At 41.1% G+C, this 19,298-nt stretch carries 14 protein-coding genes; 2 read left to right on the top strand and 12 right to left on the bottom strand.

Annotation, left to right across the window (positions count from 1 at the left end; all coding sequences use genetic code 11):
* Positions 1 to 212 precede the first annotated feature (212 nt).
* The 4 genes from yedF to exbB form a co-directional block, all read right to left on the bottom strand.
* Positions 213 to 452, bottom strand: coding sequence for a sulfurtransferase-like selenium metabolism protein YedF (yedF, locus tag P3L56_RS03485; protein WP_042846966.1), 240 nt, complete (start codon positions 450 to 452; stop codon positions 213 to 215).
* The gene (gene yedE, locus P3L56_RS03480) at positions 449 to 1,663 is read right to left on the bottom strand and encodes a selenium metabolism membrane protein YedE/FdhT (protein WP_042846967.1); all 1,215 of its coding nucleotides are present in this window, start codon (positions 1,661 to 1,663) and stop codon (positions 449 to 451) included. The genes yedF and yedE overlap by 4 nt, the downstream gene beginning before the upstream one ends.
* A 1,618-nt stretch (positions 1,664 to 3,281) precedes the next feature.
* Positions 3,282 to 3,710 carry a TonB system transport protein ExbD gene (gene exbD / locus P3L56_RS03475; RefSeq protein ID WP_042846968.1) on the bottom strand — a complete coding sequence of 143 codons (429 nt, stop codon included), beginning with the start codon at positions 3,708 to 3,710 and terminating at the stop codon, positions 3,282 to 3,284.
* A 5-nt stretch (positions 3,711 to 3,715) separates the two neighbouring features.
* Positions 3,716 to 4,660: a tonB-system energizer ExbB gene (exbB, locus tag P3L56_RS03470; RefSeq protein ID WP_042846969.1), complete on the bottom strand. Its 945-nt coding sequence runs from the start codon at positions 4,658 to 4,660 to the stop codon at positions 3,716 to 3,718.
* 444 nt (positions 4,661 to 5,104) lie between these two features.
* Between exbB and metC the strand changes: the two genes are divergently transcribed.
* Positions 5,105 to 6,289 carry a cystathionine beta-lyase gene (gene metC, locus P3L56_RS03465; RefSeq protein WP_129466865.1) on the top strand — a complete coding sequence of 395 codons (1,185 nt, stop codon included), beginning with the start codon at positions 5,105 to 5,107 and terminating at the stop codon, positions 6,287 to 6,289.
* A gap of 173 nt (positions 6,290 to 6,462) precedes the next feature.
* Entirely contained in the window at positions 6,463 to 7,131 is a 669-nt protein-coding gene (locus tag P3L56_RS03460) for a DedA family protein (RefSeq protein WP_042846971.1), read from the top strand.
* Between the two features lie 205 nt (positions 7,132 to 7,336).
* Here P3L56_RS03460 and P3L56_RS03455 read toward each other — a convergent pair whose 3' ends face one another.
* The 8 genes from P3L56_RS03455 to ileS all read right to left on the bottom strand — a co-directional run bounded on the left by P3L56_RS03455 (position 7,337) and on the right by ileS (position 19,273).
* A complete protein-coding gene (locus P3L56_RS03455; RefSeq protein WP_042846972.1) occupies positions 7,337 to 8,362 on the bottom strand; it encodes a MerR family transcriptional regulator in 1,026 nt (341 codons plus the stop codon).
* Positions 8,363 to 8,521: 159 nt separating this feature from the next.
* Positions 8,522 to 11,743, bottom strand: coding sequence for a carbamoyl-phosphate synthase large subunit (gene carB, locus P3L56_RS03450; RefSeq protein ID WP_042846974.1), 3,222 nt, complete (start codon positions 11,741 to 11,743; stop codon positions 8,522 to 8,524).
* A 14-nt stretch (positions 11,744 to 11,757) separates the two neighbouring features.
* The gene (gene carA / locus P3L56_RS03445; RefSeq protein ID WP_164975528.1) at positions 11,758 to 12,921 is read right to left on the bottom strand and encodes a glutamine-hydrolyzing carbamoyl-phosphate synthase small subunit; all 1,164 of its coding nucleotides are present in this window, start codon (positions 12,919 to 12,921) and stop codon (positions 11,758 to 11,760) included.
* A 444-nt stretch (positions 12,922 to 13,365) separates the two neighbouring features.
* On the bottom strand, positions 13,366 to 14,187 hold the full coding sequence (gene dapB, locus P3L56_RS03440; RefSeq protein WP_042846976.1) for a 4-hydroxy-tetrahydrodipicolinate reductase: 822 nt from the start codon (positions 14,185 to 14,187) through the stop codon (positions 13,366 to 13,368).
* 284 nt (positions 14,188 to 14,471) lie between these two features.
* On the bottom strand, positions 14,472 to 15,425 hold the full coding sequence (ispH, locus tag P3L56_RS03435; protein ID WP_042846977.1) for a 4-hydroxy-3-methylbut-2-enyl diphosphate reductase: 954 nt from the start codon (positions 15,423 to 15,425) through the stop codon (positions 14,472 to 14,474).
* A complete protein-coding gene (gene fkpB, locus P3L56_RS03430; RefSeq protein ID WP_042846978.1) occupies positions 15,406 to 15,876 on the bottom strand; it encodes an FKBP-type peptidyl-prolyl cis-trans isomerase in 471 nt (156 codons plus the stop codon). The genes ispH and fkpB overlap by 20 nt, the downstream gene beginning before the upstream one ends.
* 83 nt (positions 15,877 to 15,959) lie before the next feature.
* Positions 15,960 to 16,463 carry a signal peptidase II gene (gene lspA / locus P3L56_RS03425; RefSeq protein WP_042846979.1) on the bottom strand — a complete coding sequence of 168 codons (504 nt, stop codon included), beginning with the start codon at positions 16,461 to 16,463 and terminating at the stop codon, positions 15,960 to 15,962.
* Positions 16,463 to 19,273: an isoleucine--tRNA ligase gene (gene ileS, locus P3L56_RS03420; protein ID WP_198861138.1), complete on the bottom strand. Its 2,811-nt coding sequence runs from the start codon at positions 19,271 to 19,273 to the stop codon at positions 16,463 to 16,465. The genes lspA and ileS overlap by 1 nt, the downstream gene beginning before the upstream one ends.
* Between the last annotated feature and the right edge of the window lie 25 nt (positions 19,274 to 19,298).

Here is a 19,298-nt window from a genome sequence, read left to right as displayed (position 1 = left end):
CCCTAGGAGCATACAAAAGTATGTGACTAGGGCTGTCGTTACAGTCGGCAGCGCCCCGACGCAAAATATAACAATACCATTTGGATACCCTATATAATTCGGGTTGTAGCTAGGCGACAAGCGAACCGAACCCTAGGAGCATACAAAAGTATGTGACTAGGGGCGGTGAGAGCGGTCAACAACGCTACAGCGCGAAGTATGACGGGTATCTGTTATTTTTGGATAAGATAACGAATAGTCGGCCCATCCTGTTGAATATCCAACACCGTATAACCATAATTTTTCGCATCTAGTGGGATATTATTAATTGACTGGGGGCAGTCACTTACCACTTCTAAGATTTCACCGCTTTTCAGTGATGGCATAGCCTCTAACGTTGCTACAGCAGGATATGGACAAGGTTCTCCAACCATATCTAAGCGGTAATCAGGGATAATGTCTTTCTTGTTCATACTGCCTCCACGGATGTATTCGATGACTTTTGCTCTCGTTTACGGAAAAAGTGTTTTTCCCATAACAGCATCAGCACAAACGCTACCGCTAATAATGCATAAGTAACCAATAAACCACCTTCTGGCCCAAAAGTTTCTAATAGATTAACTTTATCAAAATCAGTGGCCAACCAAGGGCCCAAATCATCCCAATAATAAGCAAGAACTGTTGCGCCAATAATATTACCGAAGCCAACCCACCAATAATGAACTTGGCCTTCAACAGCACGATACATCCAGCCCGTTTCACAACCACCAGCAAGAACGATACCAAAGCCAAATAATAGACCACCAATTACTGCATTCGGGCCTGCCCATAGGATTTTAGGTGTAGCACCTAGTTGTACGTAGCTAAAAATCCCCACGGCACTAACCGCCATGCCGATAATAATTGCTTTCGCCATATGCGTACGCCCCGTGATCCAAAGATCACGAAACGCAGAAGTAAAGCAGATCTGAGCTCGCTCAATTAATAAACCAAAACCTATCCCACATAAAATCGCGAAACCCATCACTGGAGAATCAAGCAACGTATAAAAACCCCAAGCAATGGCTAAAGTAAAAATCACCATACCAAGTTTAAAACGTCTTTTCGCCACATCATGGTTTTGGGTTAGTGGGGATGCAGTATTGACCTTTTTGAGCTTCACGGGGATCCGAAACATTGGCATCAGTGTAAACTTGGCGCCAAAATATGACCCAGCAGCAGTGGCAACGGCAAAGTACCACGCATGTAATGAAAATTGAGGTATCCCAGTAAAGAATGCGGCTAAATTACAGCCCATAGCTAAACGAGCCCCAAACCCCGCAATAATACCGCCTAATATTGCTTGGAAAATACGGATTCGGTGTTGAGGCATACGTAATTTGATGTTATTGGCCCAAAGGGCTGCCGCAAAACACCCTGCAAACATACCAATAATCATAACACCATCAATACGGTCTAATGGCGTGCCTTCAAAGCCAATAACTTTAAAATATCCCCAAGTTTCAGGCTCCGCACCAAAAAGTTGCATGACATGTCCGCCCCAGCGAGTGAACTCGCCAGTCACAGCCCAAAATGTGCCCGTTAAGCCAAAATAATAAGTTGATAAGATCCCCGCAGCAATTACTGCAGGTAATGGTTTCCAAAAACCGATGAGATAGTGAGATTTAAAATCAGACCAAGTCATTGTTACTTCCAATTCGTTTCACGCCAGATCCTGGCAGAGAAATTCGCCGTTGTATAATTATCTTTATAAGTAGTTATATCGATACCCCACAGCGAAGAGGCAATATCATACTCTGATAAATTTTTTCGTGAAGCCATTTCATCATAAAACACAGAAAAGGTTGATGCTTCTCATATCTCACCCCCTTAGCTATATCAATTCATTCTTTAGTTAACTTGTATTGTTTTTCTTTATGTTATCCCAGAAAGAGATGAGAGCTTAAACTACGAAATGAATACAAAAAAAAAGCGTTATCGAAATGATAACGCTGGAAGTGTAGTCTTATTTTATCTATAGAGGTGTATAATATGAAATTGCCGTATTACGGCGACGCTTGCTATGCGTAGTCTGTAGTCAGCCCATTTGACTCCAGTAATAACACTTATCTCACTATATAAATACGCCCGCTATTCGAATTATCTAACCAAGTAATTATAGTTATTTTTAAGATAAAGCCTAATAACTTGCTAAATTTAAAATTCAAAAATTAGCGATGGCTTTATTAACCCTAGCGTAAGTAAATTTTAAATAAACATTTCAATATAACAAGGTATTTAAAAGTGTTTCTAAATGTTATTGATTGCATTATAACGTAATACATTTGTTGCGCAAGCATTTTTTTGCTCGAGTCTCCACGTGAAAATAAAAAAATATTTTCATTGAAAATCAATTGGTTATGTAAATTTACAGAAAAACAACAAAATAATAGTCTTATAGTTAAGATATTACAGACAATTTACATTTATTCGTTAAATATATATTTTACATATTTAAAATAATTTCCAATAAATAACTTTAATATTATTTAATCACTACAGATAATTACTTAAATATATTATTTAAGATTTCAAACCCCATATAAACATTAATAATGCTTACATATAAAAAAACAAAAGAAATAAGCAAATATACTTATCTGTGTATTTTAAATTTACATAATAAAACTAATAGCTACTATTCCTATGATTAACAATCATTTTTTGTTTTTTTTAAAACAATAAAATAGCCGCAACATATATATGGTTATTGATATTAACTGGTAAAAAAGATAAATACATAAAACCTTATTAATAAAATGGTTTATTTTTTATTATATATAACTTATCTTTAAAATCGTTTTTAACAAAATAAAAAGCATTTACAACCAGACAAACTCGCATTTTAAAACTAAAAAACCAACTCAATAATCAACATTTCTTATGCGTATTCTAGAAAAATAAAGCTATCACTTACCGTTATCATCAAAAATCAGATGCCAAGTAACACCTATTCATTATAAAATTTAATGTTCCCCCCTTATTTTTTTATTACTATAACCAACGCCCCGCCTAAAAATCGGCGAAAAAACATGAAGAACAAACTATAGCCCCATAAATTTGACGAAAAAATAGTGTGAAATAAGAATAAAACGCTTTAAAAATAAGTTAATCACTAAAAAATATGATTAAGCACAAGAGAAATACTATAAAGAGGTTAGCTCAAAACACTACATAGCTATTTTTGAACAATTAATTTTATACATAAAAAAACGCGTTCCATCCCAAAGGATAAAACGCGCCGGAAAGATTTGATGCTCCCCTTATTTAGAAGAGGATGTCGCTTCCATACCAACTAGACCGATTTTTAAATACCCTGATTGGCGTAATGCGTTCATTACATCCATCATAGTTTCATAATCTACACTCTTATCAGCTTGAAAAAAGATTGTTGTATCTTTATTCGCACTAGTGGCTTGGTCAAGCATTGCTGAAAGCTGATCTTTTGATACCGCTTGATCACCAATAAAGAGTTGGTTGTCTGCTTTAACAGTTAGAAATACGGGTTTTTCTGGGCGTGGCTGCGGCTTCGCAGTCGAAGCAGGTAAGTTGACTTTAATATCAACAGTTGCCAACGGTGCCGCAACCATAAAGATAATCAATAAAACTAACATAACGTCAATAAAAGGCGTTACGTTAATTTCATGCATTTCACCACTATCGTCTTGTTCGTCACCTAAACGCATTGCCATAATAATTACCTTGCTTTGCTATTTGCCAGATCGAGATCACGTCCCAATAATAATGCAGATTGAGCAGCGACATCCCCTACTTGACCACGGTAGTTGTTGATCATCCGAGCAAAAATATTATAAATCACAACGGCTGGAATTGCGGCGATAAGACCAATTGCAGTCGCTAGCAATGCTTCTGCTATCCCTGGTGCAACGACGGCAAGGTTAGTGGTCTGTGAGTGAGCAATTCCAATAAAGCTGTTCATGATCCCCCAAACTGTGCCAAATAAACCGACAAATGGAGAGATCGCGCCAATCGTTGCCAAATAACCATTTCCGCGCCCCATATAACGGCTAATTCCAGCGACAGCTCTTTCGAGGCGGAACGAAGTACGCTCTTTAGTCCCTGATAAGTCAGTACTATTGACAGAAAGTGTTCTTTCATTAACAGCTTCATTTAATAGCATACGGGTAACACTATTAGCTTTGAAACCATCTGCAATGCTGACAGCTTCATCAAGTGATTTTACCTCTGCAATCGCTTTGGCTTCTTCTTTTAAGCGGCGACGTGCAACTAAGATTTCTAACCCTTTTGAAAAGAACAGTGCCCAAGTAATAATTGAAGCAATGACTAAACCTATCATCACGGTTTTAACCACATTATCTGCATTTTGGTACATCCCCCAAACAGATAAGTCTTGATCAAACCCGCCAGTTGGTGCCTCTGTTGCCAGCTCAATATTTTCGCTAACCGCTGATGTATTTCCACCTTCCCCTTGAATGGGCTCTGCGGGTACTGATGCAACCTCAGCATTTGGTGCCGTTGTGGTTGGCGTAGCAGAATTTTCTACCGATGGTGTTGAGGATGTATTTTGAGACGCCGCTGGTGTTGTTGCAGGTGTGGTTTCAGCGACTGCCGTCCCCATCAAGCCGAACGCCAATAGAATAGAAGCTGTTAGTTTACGCATCAGTTGGCCTTTACTCTCTTTTTAGTGTTGTATAACAAAATTTATATCGATGATTGTGCCATTCATCGACTAACCATTAAAAGCGAAATTTGACTCGCACTGTCCATTCTTTTCAAAAAGACGCTGCTGATAATATCAAACACAGCGCGAATTGATAGTAATTATCATTAGTATTTGCAATTTTTTTATGTTTTTTTGCTCTTCGACAAAGAAGCCCTCTTCTATGATACGGTTATTTATCTTCAGCTTTGAGTTAACAATTTAGCTAGTTCACCATCGGCCTTGGTTGCTTTCACTCGGTAGATTACCCACAAATTTACTTCATCCCCATATTTAAAATGAAAGTTGAAGAATACTCAGGTTACATTTCCTTCGAGATCATTTAACGTCTTAGTATTAATCACCTTAGAATTCGGCAAATCACATTCTGTGTAGGGAAAAATCATGGCAGAGAGTAAACCTGAAACTCAATTAGTACATATTGGTCGAAACCCTAAGTACACACAAAAAGGGGTAAACCCAGTTATTCAGCGTGCATCATCTATTATTTTTGACACTCTGGAAGAAAAACGTCACGCAACCCGTCACCGTGCGGGTAACACTTTATTTTATGGGCGACGGGGTACACAAACACATTTTGCTTTTCAAGAAGCAATGACCGAATTAGAACAAGGGGCTGGCTGTGTGCTTTATCCTTCGGGTGCAGCCGCAATTACCAATGCTATTTTGTCTTTTATTTCAGCGGGAGAGCACATCCTTGTTACCGGCTCTGCCTATGACCCTACGCAGAATTTTTGCGACAACATTTTAACTAAGCTAAGCGTTCAAACGACTTATTTCGACCCATTAATTGGGGAAGATATCGCTGAGTTAATCCAGCCAAATACTCGTATCGTCTTCTTAGAATCACCCGGCTCTATTACAATGGAAGTTCATGATTTACCGGCTATTGTTCATGCAGTCCGTGCCAAATCACCTGAAATTATTATTATGATTGATAATACTTGGGCGGCTGGCGTATTGCTTAAACCCTTATTATTCGATATTGATATATCCATTCAGTCAGCCACAAAATATATTAACGGCCACTCTGACGGCATGTTAGGTCTTGCTGTTGCCAATCAACGTTGTATCGAAACATTACGTGAAAATTCTTATCTATTAGGCCAAACCGCAGATCCTGATACCGTTTATATGGCAAACAGAGGGCTTCATACCCTAGCAACTCGATTAAAACAGCACCAAATTAATAGTTTGCAGATTGCACACTGGCTACAGCAACGGCCAGAAGTCGACCAAGTTTTTCATCCTGCACTTCCATCATCGCCCGGTCATGAATACTTCATACGCGATTTTTCTGGCTGTAATGGCTTATTCTCTTTTCAACTAAAATCTCGATTATCTCCTGAGCAATTCACCATATTTCTTGATAACTTTACTCATTTCAAAATGGGGTATTCATGGGGTGGGTTTGAATCACTGATTTTGGGGTATCAAAAAGAGGATTTACAAAACATGCGCCAATATGATTTTTCACCTAAAGAGGGGACATTTTTCCGAGTGCATATCGGCTTAGAGCACCCTGATGATTTAATTCATGATTTACAATTAGCTTTCGAGCGAATTTGATTTTCATTAAAAATCAATAAATTAATTATTTTAAATTGCAGGTTTCCATTTGCTTGTTGCCTGCAATTAATTTGCTAAATCACTAATTCATCAAACAAATCAAACTCGACGCACATTTTTCCTGTAATATAGTTAATAAAGAAATTCGCTTTTACGCAAATACAGGAACGATTATGGAAGTCCTACGCGAAATCGTACTGGCACTTTGGAACCACGATTTCCTTAAACTCTCCAACCCTGAAGTGCTTTGGGTTATTTATACCGTGCTTTTTGTTGTCATTGTTTTAGAAAATGGCGTTCTTCCCGCTGCATTTTTACCGGGAGACACCTTGCTTATCTTGTCAGGTGCACTAATAGCCAAAGGTGTATTACATTTTATTCCAACCATATTATTGTTAACGGTGGCGGCAAGTTTAGGGTGTTGGCTAGGTTTTCTACAAGGAAGATGGCTAAGCGAGACCACCGTTGTCAAACGTTGGTTATCCCAAATCCCTGAGGAATATCATACTAAAGCAAACAATATGTTTAACAAACAAGGGTTATATGCGTTACTTATAGGCCGGTTTCTTGCATTTGTTAGAACAATATTACCATTGCTCGCGGGGCTATCCGAACTCAGCCACCGTCGTTTCCAATTTTTCAATTGGTTAAGTGGCTTATTATGGGTTGGCTTAATTGTGAGCTTAGGTTACGCCCTCAATCAAATTCCTTTTGTAAAAGAACATGAGCAAATTGTTATCAGCGCACTGATGATCATCCCTGTTGTTTTACTCGTGAGTGGGTTAATTGGTTCAATTGTCGTGTATTGGAAACACCGTAAGGCCCTGTCAAATAACAAATAAAATTGATAACAGCAATGGCCACTAAATAGCGGCCATTCAGACTGTTGACAAACATATCATGTTTGGCGACAGTCGTTAGGGGTTCTGAAATAAACGAGGAAAATCAATTTATTGATTTTCGGCTGATAACACGGAGCGGGGAAAACCACGCTTTTATCCCGCTTCGTCAGCAACTTCAATGGCCGCTAAATAGCGGCCGTTTCACTTATTGCGCCATCAAAACAGTGATAGCTGAAAACAAATACTGACCAATTTCTGGGGTCATCCACGTCCCTTGAGAAATCCTTGGTTCTTCTCGATATACCATACGGATCTTTTCCTGTAGTTCAGGGTCTTTCCCCGTGAATTGATTAAACATCGCTAACCAGGTTTTCGCCAACTGCTGAACTTCCTCTGAGTCTGGGGATTTACGTGCTTTCATTGCATTATATAAACCTGCAATTAATTCGGGCCACACCTGCCCCGAAGCAAAATAATGCTGCCTAACCAAAGCAAATTGTGCAGCCGTTAAATGTGGTCTAAACAACGACAATTGGTATTCACTAAAACCCTCTGCAACATATTGGATCATTGCAACGGAAATTCCCGATGAATAAGCTAATGTATTATCGGATAAATGAATTTGATTCAGCCGAGCAAAGAAATCAGGGTTCCCTCCGGTATCTCTTTCTAGTGCAGTCATCCATTCATGTGCAATTTGTTGCACCTCTGTAGATTGCGGTGCTGCACCTTGCTCCATTAACTGACTTACTGCTGCTATACGCTGTTGCCATTCTTGGTTTTTCAGCGTATGTGCTGTATACAATGGCAATTGTTCCAACTCTTGGGGGGTAAAATATTTATCAAACATCGACATCATCTCCAATACAGAAAACCAATCAGCCTGAGTTAAAACATCTCCTGTTTGCATTTGCCTATGTAATTGCTCTAATCGATAACGTAACGTTGCCATTTGTTCCATTTGTTCCGTTAATAATGCAATACGTTCTTGCAACAAACTTGCGATATCCCCACTCTGACCATCGAGTAATTCACCGATGTCTTTCAGTTTGACTCCAACTTGCCGTAACAATTGAATTTGCGTTAAACGCTCTATACATTGCATGTTGTAAAGCCGATAACCCGCATCGGTCCTTGCAGTTGGAAGCAACAAGCCAATCTCTTCATAATGATGAAGTGTACGGATGGTTAACCCTGTTTTTTCCGCGATTTCACCGACTTGAAATAGCATACATTCCTCCTGTAATTGCGACTAAGGTTAGTGCCTCACGTTACGTGAGAGTCAACCAGCATTTTGCATTTTTTTATTGAAATTGCATATTATCCCCAGATAAACAAAAAAGCCCCAGCAGACTGAACTGCAGGGGCTCATTAATGGCTAATGAATAATTTACTTAATTAACGCATGCATTTCTTGAACTGAAATCACTTTTTCTGTTGGGTCAGCACTCAATGACATAGTCGTTGCAAACCCACCGTTTAACGTTGTGTCATAATGTACTTTATACTGCAAGGCACTACGGCGAATTAATTTAGAATCTTCAATGGCTTGGCGCCCCGCGGTTGTATTTACAATATAATCGTATTCACCATTCTTAATTCTATCTTGAATATGTGGACGACCTTCATGAACCTTATTCACCAACCTAGGGTTAATCCCAGCTTCCCCTAATACAATCGCTGTTCCGTGCGTCGCATCTAATTCGAAACCATGTTTTAGCAATTTTGCGGCTAAATCCACGACGCGCGTTTTATCACCTTCACGGACAGACAGGAGCGCTCGCCCTGATTTTTTCATGGTTGAGCTACTGCCTAACATTGCTTTAGCGAATGCTTCTGCAAATGTCCGCCCGACGCCCATGACTTCACCCGTTGAACGCATTTCAGGCCCAAGGATCGGGTCTACGCCTTGGAATTTATTAAATGGAAGAACAACTTCTTTCACTGAGTAATAAGGGGGAATGATTTCTTCTGTAACACCTTGTTCAGCCAATGTTTGCCCAACCATCACACGTGCTGCCACTTTAGCTAATGGCACACCGGTTGCTTTCGACACAAATGGGACGGTTCTTGCTGCTCGAGGGTTAACTTCAATCAAGTACACCTCATTATTTTTCACCGCAAACTGTACGTTCATTAAGCCACGCACACGTAACTCAAATGCAAGGTTACGAACTTGTTCACGCATGACATCTTGAATTTCTTGGCTTAAGGTATAGGCAGGCAACGAACATGCGGAATCGCCAGAATGCACACCGGCTTGCTCAATATGCTCCATAATACCGCCAATCAATACCATTTCACCGTCACAAATCGCATCAACATCCACCTCGACTGCATCGTCTAAGAAACGGTCAAGCAGTACTGGTGCATCATTCGATACACTCACCGCGGTTTGGAAATAACGGCGTAAATCCACCTCATCATACACGATTTCCATCGCACGACCGCCTAGCACATAAGATGGGCGAACTACCAGTGGGTAACCAATTCCCGCAGCTTTTTCAACCGCTTGTTCAATAGCAGTTACCGTTGCATTCTGGGGTTGTTTTAAATTTAAACGATTAACTGCTTGTTGGAATCGTTCACGGTCTTCAGCGCGGTCAATGGCATCAGGGCTAGTACCAATAACAGGAACACCTGCTGCCTCAAGTGCTCTCGCTAATTTAAGCGGAGTTTGACCGCCATATTGCACAATCACACCTTGTGGTTGTTCAATACGCACGATTTCAAGAACATCTTCCAATGTCACTGGCTCAAAGTACAGGCGGTCAGATGTGTCATAATCTGTTGAAACCGTTTCAGGGTTACAGTTAACCATGATGGTTTCATAACCATCTTCACGTAGTGCTAAAGAAGCATGTACACAACAGTAGTCAAACTCAATCCCTTGGCCAATACGGTTCGGGCCACCGCCTAACACCATTACTTTGGGCTTATCATTATTTGGGTTTGATTCACACTCTTCTTCATAAGTGGAATACATATAAGCCGTATCTGTTGCAAACTCTGCTGCACAAGTGTCCACTCGTTTATAAACAGGGTGTAAGCCATACCCTTGGCGTAATTTACGTAGCTCGGCTTCGGAGACGCCAACTAAGCTAGCAAGACGTGCGTCTGCAAAACCTTTGCGCTTCAATACCCGTAAAAAGTCTTTTGTCAGGCCATTTACACCTAACTCTGCAACTTTCTCTTCTAAACGGACTAACTCTTCAATTTGTACTAAGAACCAACGGTCGATATTCGTTAGGTTAAAGACACCATCTACCGAAAGACCTGCGCGGAAAGCATCTGCGATAAACCAAATTCGCTCTGCTCCCGCATCTTTTAATTCACGGCGGATCCGAGTTAATACTTCAGGGTCTTCTTGAGAGACTTTTGGGTCAAAACCAGTCGCACCGACTTCTAAACCACGTAGGGCTTTTTGCATTGATTCTTGGAATGTGCGACCAATTGCCATCACTTCACCCACAGATTTCATCTGAGTCGTTAAGCGGTCATTCGTGCCTGCAAATTTCTCAAAGTTAAAGCGTGGTATTTTTGTCACAACATAGTCGATAGAAGGCTCAAATGAAGCTGGTGTACGGCCTCCAGTGATATCATTCATCAACTCATCGAGGGTATAGCCGACCGCTAATTTGGCAGCAATTTTGGCAATAGGGAACCCTGTCGCTTTTGATGCTAGCGCCGATGAACGAGAAACACGCGGGTTCATTTCAATAACAATTAAGCGCCCATCTTTAGGGTTTACAGCAAATTGAACGTTAGAGCCACCTGTTTCCACACCAATTTCACGTAAAACAGCCATAGAGGCATCACGCATGATTTGGTATTCTTTGTCCGTCAAAGTCTGCGCTGGTGCAACGGTGATAGAGTCACCGGTATGAATCCCCATCGCATCAAAGTTTTCGATTGAACAGACAATAATGCAGTTGTCTTTTTTATCGCGGACAACCTCCATTTCATATTCTTTCCAACCAATTAATGACTCATCAATTAATAACTCATTCGTTGGTGATAAATCTAAACCACGCGTACAAATTTCTTCGAATTCTTCACGGTTGTATGCAATACCGCCCCCCGTTCCGCCCATAGTAAACGATGGGCGAATAATACATGGGAAGCCAACATCATCAGCAACTGCGTAGGCTTCTTCCATATTATGTGCGATACCAGAACGCGCCGTACCCAAGCCGATTTTTTTCATTGCTTTATCGAAACGCTGACGGTCTTCTGCTTTATCAATCGCATCTGCAGTAGCCCCAATCATTGTTACACCAAATTCGGCTAAAACCCCTTTGCGTTCCAATTCAAGTGCGCAGTTTAGTGCCGTTTGCCCACCCATCGTCGGCAATACCGCATCAGGGCGCTCTTTTTCGATGATTTTGCGAACCACTTCCCAATGAATTGGCTCAATATAAGTAGCATCAGCCATCTCAGGGTCAGTCATGATCGTTGCAGGGTTCGAGTTAACTAAAATAACGCGATAACCTTCTTCACGTAACGCTTTACATGCCTGTGCACCTGAATAGTCAAATTCGCATGCTTGGCCGATAACGATTGGGCCCGCACCTAAAATCAGAATGCTTTTTATATCAGTACGTTTTGCCATTTTTCTGCTCCCGATTATTTTGCGTTTTGACGTGGCGTGTTTTGACGGTATTCATTGATTAAATCAATGAAATGGTCGAATAAGTTCGCCGCATCATGTGGCCCTGAGCTTGCTTCAGGATGGCCTTGGAAACTAAATGCTGGTTTATCCGTACGGTGAATACCTTGCAATGTCCCATCAAACAGTGACTTGTGCGTCACACGCAGTGTATCGGGGAGTGTTGATTCATCGACAGCAAAACCATGATTTTGCGCGGTGATCATAACAACATCGTTGTCTAAATCTTTCACAGGATGGTTAGCACCATGATGACCAAACTTCATTTTCATGGTATTTGCACCACTAGCCAGAGCCAATAATTGATGCCCTAAGCAGATCCCAAAAACAGGTATATTGGTGGTTAAAAATGTTTCAATTGCATTGATTGCGTAATCACAAGGGGCAGGATCACCAGGCCCGTTAGATAGGAAAATACCATCCGGCTCCATCGCTAGAACCGTTTCTGCCGAGGTCGTTGCGGGAACAACTGTTAAGCGGCAACCGCGGTCAACTAGCATTCGTAAAATATTACGTTTAGCACCAAAATCATAGGCAACGACGTGGAAAGGAAGCTGTTCAGCGGCTTTCGCACCTTGCTGACCATTTTCTAGTGTCCAAGATCCTTGAGACCAACTATAAATCTCTTTAGTGCAGACTTCTTTTGCTAAATCCAATCCATTCAACCCAGAGAAACTACGTGCTTTTTCAAGTGCCAATGCGGCATCTGGACTATCCCCTGCGATAATGCAGCCATTCTGAGCCCCTTTTTCTCTCAATAAGCGGGTCAATTTACGTGTATCGATATCTGCGATAGCCACAACGTTGTGGCGTTTCAGATACTCTGACAACCCTTCTTGCCCACGAAAGTTGCTGTAAACCAATGGTAAGTCACGAATGATTAGACCTTGAGCATGAACATTTGGAGATTCTTCGTCATCAGCATTTGTGCCGACATTACCAATATGGGGATAAGTGAGAGTAACAATTTGGCGGGAATAGGAAGGGTCTGTAATTATTTCTTGATATCCGGTCATTGACGTATTGAAAACGACTTCTCCAACTGCGGCACCTTCTGCGCCTATGGCATGCCCGTGGAATTGGGTTCCGTCTTCCAGAACCAATATAGCTGACTTAATCAAAACACCCTCCGGAGAATAATAAATCACGTTTTTTGCATATTAATTCAGATTTTGCGATCTAAATCAATGCCAAAATGAGTTTTTAAGCAGATTTTTGGCAAATTGCGCGCATTCTAATGATGAGATAGGGTCTTGTCTAGAAAAAAATGCATTTTTTACAATTTTACCTTACTTTTTTGCCAAGCTACCCTGAATTTATCGTTATGACCACCAAAAATGATAGCCAATATGAATAAGTAAACGGTTGCAACGTAAGATAACTGTAAAAATGATAATAACTCAGCTAAAAATCAGTTTAAAGAGAAATTAGTGATAAAAAAAGCACTAAAAAACAGGAAAACAAATAGAAATGATTACTTGAAAAGGTAAAAACACCGAACATTAAATATAATCAGGTTGATAACTATATCAACCTGATTATAAACAAAAATTATAATTTAAAAATTAAATATCATCTAAACACAATACATCTTTCATATCATATAAACTTGGTTTTTTAGCGACTACCCAGCCTGATGCCCTTATTGCGCCATTTGCAAACGTCATCCGGCTAGACGCTTTATGAGTGATCTCAACTCGCTCACCAATATCGGCAAACATCGCGGTATGCTCTCCCACAATATCACCAGCTCGAATAGTTGCAAAACCGATCGTCCCAGCTTCACGCTCACCGGTATAGCCTTCTCTTGCATATACCGCACAATCTTTTAAATCTTTACCAAGTGCACCAGCAATAGATTCTCCCATTGCTAAAGCTGTGCCTGATGGCGCATCAACTTTATATCGATGATGGGCTTCAACAATTTCAATATCAGTGTAAGTTCCCATCACTTTTGCGGCTTTTTCTAGTAATTTGAGTACTAAATTAACACCAACACTAAAGTTTGCCGCGAAAACAATTGGGATCACCGTTGCAGCATCTGCAATAGCTTGCTTACCTTGTTCATCGAAGCCTGTCGTGCCAATGACCATCGCTTTTTGATTCTCTTTACAAAATGCTAAATAATGTAATGTGCCTTCTGGGCGTGTAAAATCAATCACAACATCAAAATCATTTACCACTTGGTTGAGTGAATCAACAACAGAAACACCTAGTTTACCAACCCCTGCAAGCTCACCGGCATCAGCTCCAATGAGTGATGAGCCTTCACGTTCAATGGCTGCGCCTAGTTGAATACCTTCTTGCTCTTGTGCCGCTTGAATTAATTGCCGCCCCATGCGACCACCTGCGCCGACTACCGCAACACGTACCACTGAATTTGCCATGGTTCATCCTTTTTTCATTATTAATGCAAGAAATTGAATCTAAACTGCTTTAGGCTGCAAAATTAATATATTGCCCGCAGTCTGAAAAATGATTGTGATACAGATTAACCATCATAGCGGCAATCCGCTAGCAAAAATGCATTGATATTAACAAAAGCATAGAGAGCGCGTTGATTATCAGAAAAAGTTTTAATAGTAGGAAAAAAACAGGAAATGAATGTTTAAACAAAATAAAAATAGCAGCTACTTTATGAAAATGTAGCTGCCTTATTTACAGCAAATAATTAATTGATTTCTTTGACTTCAACTCGTAATTCTTTAGGTACTTCAAAGACGATATTTTCTTCCCGTCCCTGTAATTCCACAACAGAATCTGCACCTAGCTCTTTAAGTCGATCAATAACTTGCCTAACTAGAATATCGGGTGCTGACGCCCCAGCCGTTAGGCCAATAATATTTTTACCTGCTAGCCATTCTGTTTTGATATCCTCTGCGCCATCAATTAAAAATGCAGGTTTTTGCATTCTAGATGCTAATTCAGCAAGGCGATTTGAGTTCGAGGAGTTTTTAGAACCGACAACTAAGACAATATCAGCACGTTCAGCAAGCTCTCTCGCAGCTTCTTGGCGGTTAGTTGTTGCGTAGCAGATATCATCTTTACGCGGCCCGACAATGCTTGGGAAACGCTTTGTCAGTGCATCGATTACATCTGATGTATCATCGACTGAGAGTGTTGTTTGGGTCATAAAAGACAAATTATTTTCATCTTTCACGGTTAACTTCCAAACGTCTTCAGGGCTTTCAACAAGGTACATACCACCTTCAGGGTTACTGTATTGCCCCATAGTACCTTCAACTTCAGGGTGGCCTGCATGCCCAATTAAAATAGCCTCTTTACCTTTGCGGCTTGCACGTGCAACTTCCATATGAACTTTAGTGACCAATGGGCAAGTTGCATCGAATAACATGGTTAAATCACGTGAACGAGCTTCCTGACGAATAGCTTGTGATACGCCATGTGCCGAGAAAATTAAAATTGAACCATCAGGCACTTCAGAAATTTCTTCAATAAAAATAGCCCCACGCTGCCGTAGATCATCCACAACATAACGGTTATGAACCACTTCATGACGAACGTAAATAGGTGCGCCGTAAATTTCCAACGCCCTTTCTACGATACTAATTGCGCGGTCTACACCTGCACAAAATCCACGAGGATTAGCCATTAATATTTGCATTGTGATCCTCCAATTGCGGGTCTACTTCAAGCACTTCTATTTCAAAGCTAATCTGCTGCTCTGCCAGAGGATGATTAAAATCGACTGTGATAGATTCGCCTTCAATCGATTTTACTACCCCTGGCATTTCACTGCCATTCATCGCGCTAAATAACATGATAGTACCAATTTCAGGTATACCTGTTTCAGTAAAATCACGCAATGAAAAGTATTGCACTAAATCAGGGTTATGTTTCCCAAAAACAGTGTCTCCGGGTAATGAAAAGTTTTTCTTTTCACCTTCATTGAGGCCAATAAGCTGGGCTTCAAGTTCTGGAGATAAAGAATCATTCCCTAAGACAAACAACGCAGGCTTTCCTTGTGCGTGTGAGGAATCTGCGGTAGAGCCATCTTCCAATTTCAATGTGAAATGCAGTAAAACAGAGCTCTGCGCCTGTATTTGAGTAGACATAAACCAAACCTATTTTGTCATAAAATTCAGCCCAGAAAATCTGGGCTGTGAGTTATTGCATTGTAACCTATTGTGTCGCCAATTTATTTAGCTTTTTCTTGCTTTGGTTTATCTGGCAAGAAACCTTCAAAAATGACGAGTGCTGCACCAATACAAATGGCCATATCAGCTAGGTTAAATGTTGGCCAATGCCAATTACCGACGTAAAAGTCAAGGTAATCAACAACAAAGCCATGAACTAACCGGTCACTCAGATTACCAATTGCACCACCAATAATTAATGCATAAGCAATATTCGATAAGCGCTTTTGTGCACTTTGGCGATACATCATAACCATTAAAATAATGGAGATCCCAACCGCTATCCCAGCGAAGAACCAACGCTGCCAGCCGCCTTCATCCGCTAAGAAACTAAATGCAGCACCAAAATTTTGGGCATACATGATGTTGAAAAACGGCATTACAGGATGCGGTTCGTACAGATTGAGATCTTTTAGCACTAATTGCTTGATCCCTAAATCCGCAACGATGATCACAATGGTTAACCATAACCAACGCAGACCGGTCGAACAAATTGGCGCCTTCATTAAGCAAACTTACGGGTTTCGCCGTTGCCGGCTACGTTAATCACACAGCGACCACAAATTTCAGGTTGCTCGCTTGAAGAACCAATATCACTCGCATAGTGCCAGCAACGTGGGCATTTTTCACCCACAGCTTTGCTGAAAGCAATTTTCAGGCCGCTTAATTCACTTTCTTGCGCATCCACTGGCGCTGTTGCAATATCTGCAACTGTAGCTTGTGATGTCAGTAGCACAAAACGTAGTTCGTCACCTAAGCTTTGCAGTTTACTTGCTAATGCTTTATCAGCATACAGTGTGACCGCCGCTTCTAATGAACCACCGATGTGTTTATCTGTACGAGCTTGCTCTAACACTTTATTCACTTCGCCACGAACAGCTAACAACTCAGCCCAGAAACTGTTGTTCATTTCGTTTGACGCATCTAAACCAAATAAACCGTCATACCATTCTTCGGTTAAAACAAACTGTGAGCGCTTACCTGGTAACTGGTTCCAAATTTCATCTGAAGTGAAAGAAAGAACAGGTGCAACCCAACGTACTAATGCTTCAACAATGTGGAACAGAGCAGTTTGACAGCTACGACGCGCTAAGCTATCACTTTTCGCTGTATACTGACGGTCTTTGATGATATCTAGGTAGAACGACCCCATTTCAATGGAGCAGAAATGCATTAAACGCTGAATGACTGATAGGAAGTCATACTCATCATATGCTTTAGTAATTTCAGCTTGAGCTTCAAGCGCACGGCTAACCGCCCAGCGGTCTAGCAGCACCATATCTTCAGGCTTAACCATGTCTGTTTCAGGATTGAAGCCATTCAGATTAGCCAATAAGAAACGGGCCGTATTACGAATGCGGCGATAAGAATCAGCGGCACGTTTTAAAATTTCATCAGAAACAGCGATTTCGCCCGTATAATCCGTTGATGCCACCCATAAACGTAAGATATCCGCACCCAGTTTGTTCATGACATCTTGTGGGCTCACTGTATTGCCTAACGATTTAGACATTTTGCGGCCTTGGCCATCAACAGTAAAGCCGTGTGTCAGAACTTGGCGGTAAGGTGCTTTACCTTTCATCGCAGTTGATAGCATTAATGAAGACATAAACCAACCACGATGTTGGTCTGAACCTTCAAGGTACATGTCCGCTGAATTACCGTGGAACTCAGGGCGAGCATCAACCACTGCAAAATGTGTCGAACCAGAATCAAACCACACATCTAATGTGTCAGGGACTTTTCGGTAAGTCTCCGCTTCAGCGCCTAATAGCTCTTCTGGGTCAAGATCCCACCATGCTTGAATACCATCGACCTCAACACGCTTAGCAACCTCTTCCATTAATTCTAATGTACGAGGGTGCAACTCTTCAGTGTCTTTATGAACGAACAGAGACATTGGTGTGCCCCATGTACGCTGACGAGAAATACACCAATCAGGGCGATTTTCAACCATTGCCTCAATACGAGCACGACCCCAGCCAGGAATCCATTGAACAATATCAATTTCCTTCAATGATTGTTCACGTAAGCCGTTTTTATCCATACCGATAAACCATTGAGGTGTCGCACGGAAAATAACAGGAGTTTTATGGCGCCAACAGCATGGGTAGCTATGTTGAATTGCTTGTTTATAGAGCAATGCCCCTTTTTCATCGAGTAATTCAACGATCAGGTCATTCGCTTTAAAAATAAATAGCCCATCCAATGTTGGGTAGGTATTTGGTAGGAAACAGCCATCTGGACCCACTGGGTTCGCTGTTTCTAAACCATATTTTTGACCAACAATGTAGTCTTCAGGACCGTGGCCTGGCGCCGTATGAACGGCTCCCGTACCGGCGTCTAATGTCACGTGGTCGCCCAAAATTGCTGGAACATCAAAGCCCATAAATGGATGTTGGAAGCGCAGCAATTCCAGCGCAGTGCCTTCACACTCACCTAACACTTTCCACGACTCGATACCGGATGTTTTCATCACATCTTCTACGAGGTCGGCAGCTAAAATGACTAATTCGCCATTTGCTTCAACTAAATTGTATTTGAATTCAGGATTCAAAGAAATTGCACGGTTAGCAGGCAAAGTCCAAGGGGTCGTCGTCCAGATAACTAATGAAGGTGTTTTTTCACTAACAATGCCAAATTTTTCGCATACGGCTTTGCCATCTACCGCAGGGAAGCGTACGTAGATAGAAGGGGACGTTTTGTCATAATATTCCACTTCAGCTTCTGCAAGTGATGAACCACACGCAGTACACCAGTGAACAGGTTTAGCCCCTTTCACTAAATGGCCATTTTCGATGGTTTTTGCCAATGCCCTAATGATATGAGCCTCAGTTTTAAAATCCATCGTTAGGTAAGGTTTATCCCACTCACCTAAAACCCCTAAACGTATAAAATCAGCTTTTTGCCCTTCAATTTGCTCTTTTGCATATTGACGGCATTGTGCACGAAATTCAGCGGCAGAAACTTTTTCGCCCGGTTTACCTACGATTTGTTCAACTTTATGTTCAATAGGTAATCCGTGGCAATCCCAACCAGGAATATACGGGGAATCATAACCCGACAACCCTTTGGATTTAATAATAATATCTTTGAGAATTTTGTTAACTGAGTGACCAATATGAATACTACCGTTCGCATATGGAGGGCCATCGTGCAGAATAAACGTTTTCTTGCCCGATTTTGCTTTACGGATTGCCTGATACAAACCTTCTTTGTACCAGCGCTCTAACATCTGTGGTTCGCGTTTAGCGAGATCGCCACGCATTGGGAACCCTGTTTCTGGTAGATTCAGGGTATTTTTATAATCACTCATCGATTCTCAGTTCCAATTTTCCGCT

Source organism: Providencia sp. PROV024 (assembly GCF_032709665.1).
Taxonomy (GTDB): Bacteria; Pseudomonadota; Gammaproteobacteria; order Enterobacterales; family Enterobacteriaceae; genus Providencia; species Providencia huashanensis.
This window is presented reverse-complemented; position numbering and strand designations above follow the sequence as displayed.

Bases quoted from the DNA above. Each gene is read 5' to 3' on its own strand.
- ileS (WP_198861138.1), bottom strand. From the start codon at position 19,273: ATGAGTGATTATAAAAATACCCTGAATCTACCAGAAACAGGGTTCCCA.
- P3L56_RS03460 (WP_042846971.1), top strand. From the start codon at position 6,463: ATGGAAGTCCTACGCGAAATCGTACTGGCACTTTGGAACCACGATTTC.
- dapB (WP_042846976.1), bottom strand. From the start codon at position 14,187: ATGGCAAATTCAGTGGTACGTGTTGCGGTAGTCGGCGCAGGTGGTCGC.
- P3L56_RS03455 (WP_042846972.1), bottom strand. From the start codon at position 8,362: ATGCTATTTCAAGTCGGTGAAATCGCGGAAAAAACAGGGTTAACCATC.
- carB (WP_042846974.1), bottom strand. From the start codon at position 11,743: ATGGCAAAACGTACTGATATAAAAAGCATTCTGATTTTAGGTGCGGGC.
- yedE (WP_042846967.1), bottom strand. From the start codon at position 1,663: ATGACTTGGTCTGATTTTAAATCTCACTATCTCATCGGTTTTTGGAAA.
- metC (WP_129466865.1), top strand. From the start codon at position 5,105: ATGGCAGAGAGTAAACCTGAAACTCAATTAGTACATATTGGTCGAAAC.
- yedF (WP_042846966.1), bottom strand. From the start codon at position 452: ATGAACAAGAAAGACATTATCCCTGATTACCGCTTAGATATGGTTGGA.
- lspA (WP_042846979.1), bottom strand. From the start codon at position 16,463: ATGAAGGCGCCAATTTGTTCGACCGGTCTGCGTTGGTTATGGTTAACC.
- fkpB (WP_042846978.1), bottom strand. From the start codon at position 15,876: ATGTCTACTCAAATACAGGCGCAGAGCTCTGTTTTACTGCATTTCACA.
- exbB (WP_042846969.1), bottom strand. From the start codon at position 4,660: ATGCGTAAACTAACAGCTTCTATTCTATTGGCGTTCGGCTTGATGGGG.
- exbD (WP_042846968.1), bottom strand. From the start codon at position 3,710: ATGGCAATGCGTTTAGGTGACGAACAAGACGATAGTGGTGAAATGCAT.
- ispH (WP_042846977.1), bottom strand. From the start codon at position 15,425: ATGCAAATATTAATGGCTAATCCTCGTGGATTTTGTGCAGGTGTAGAC.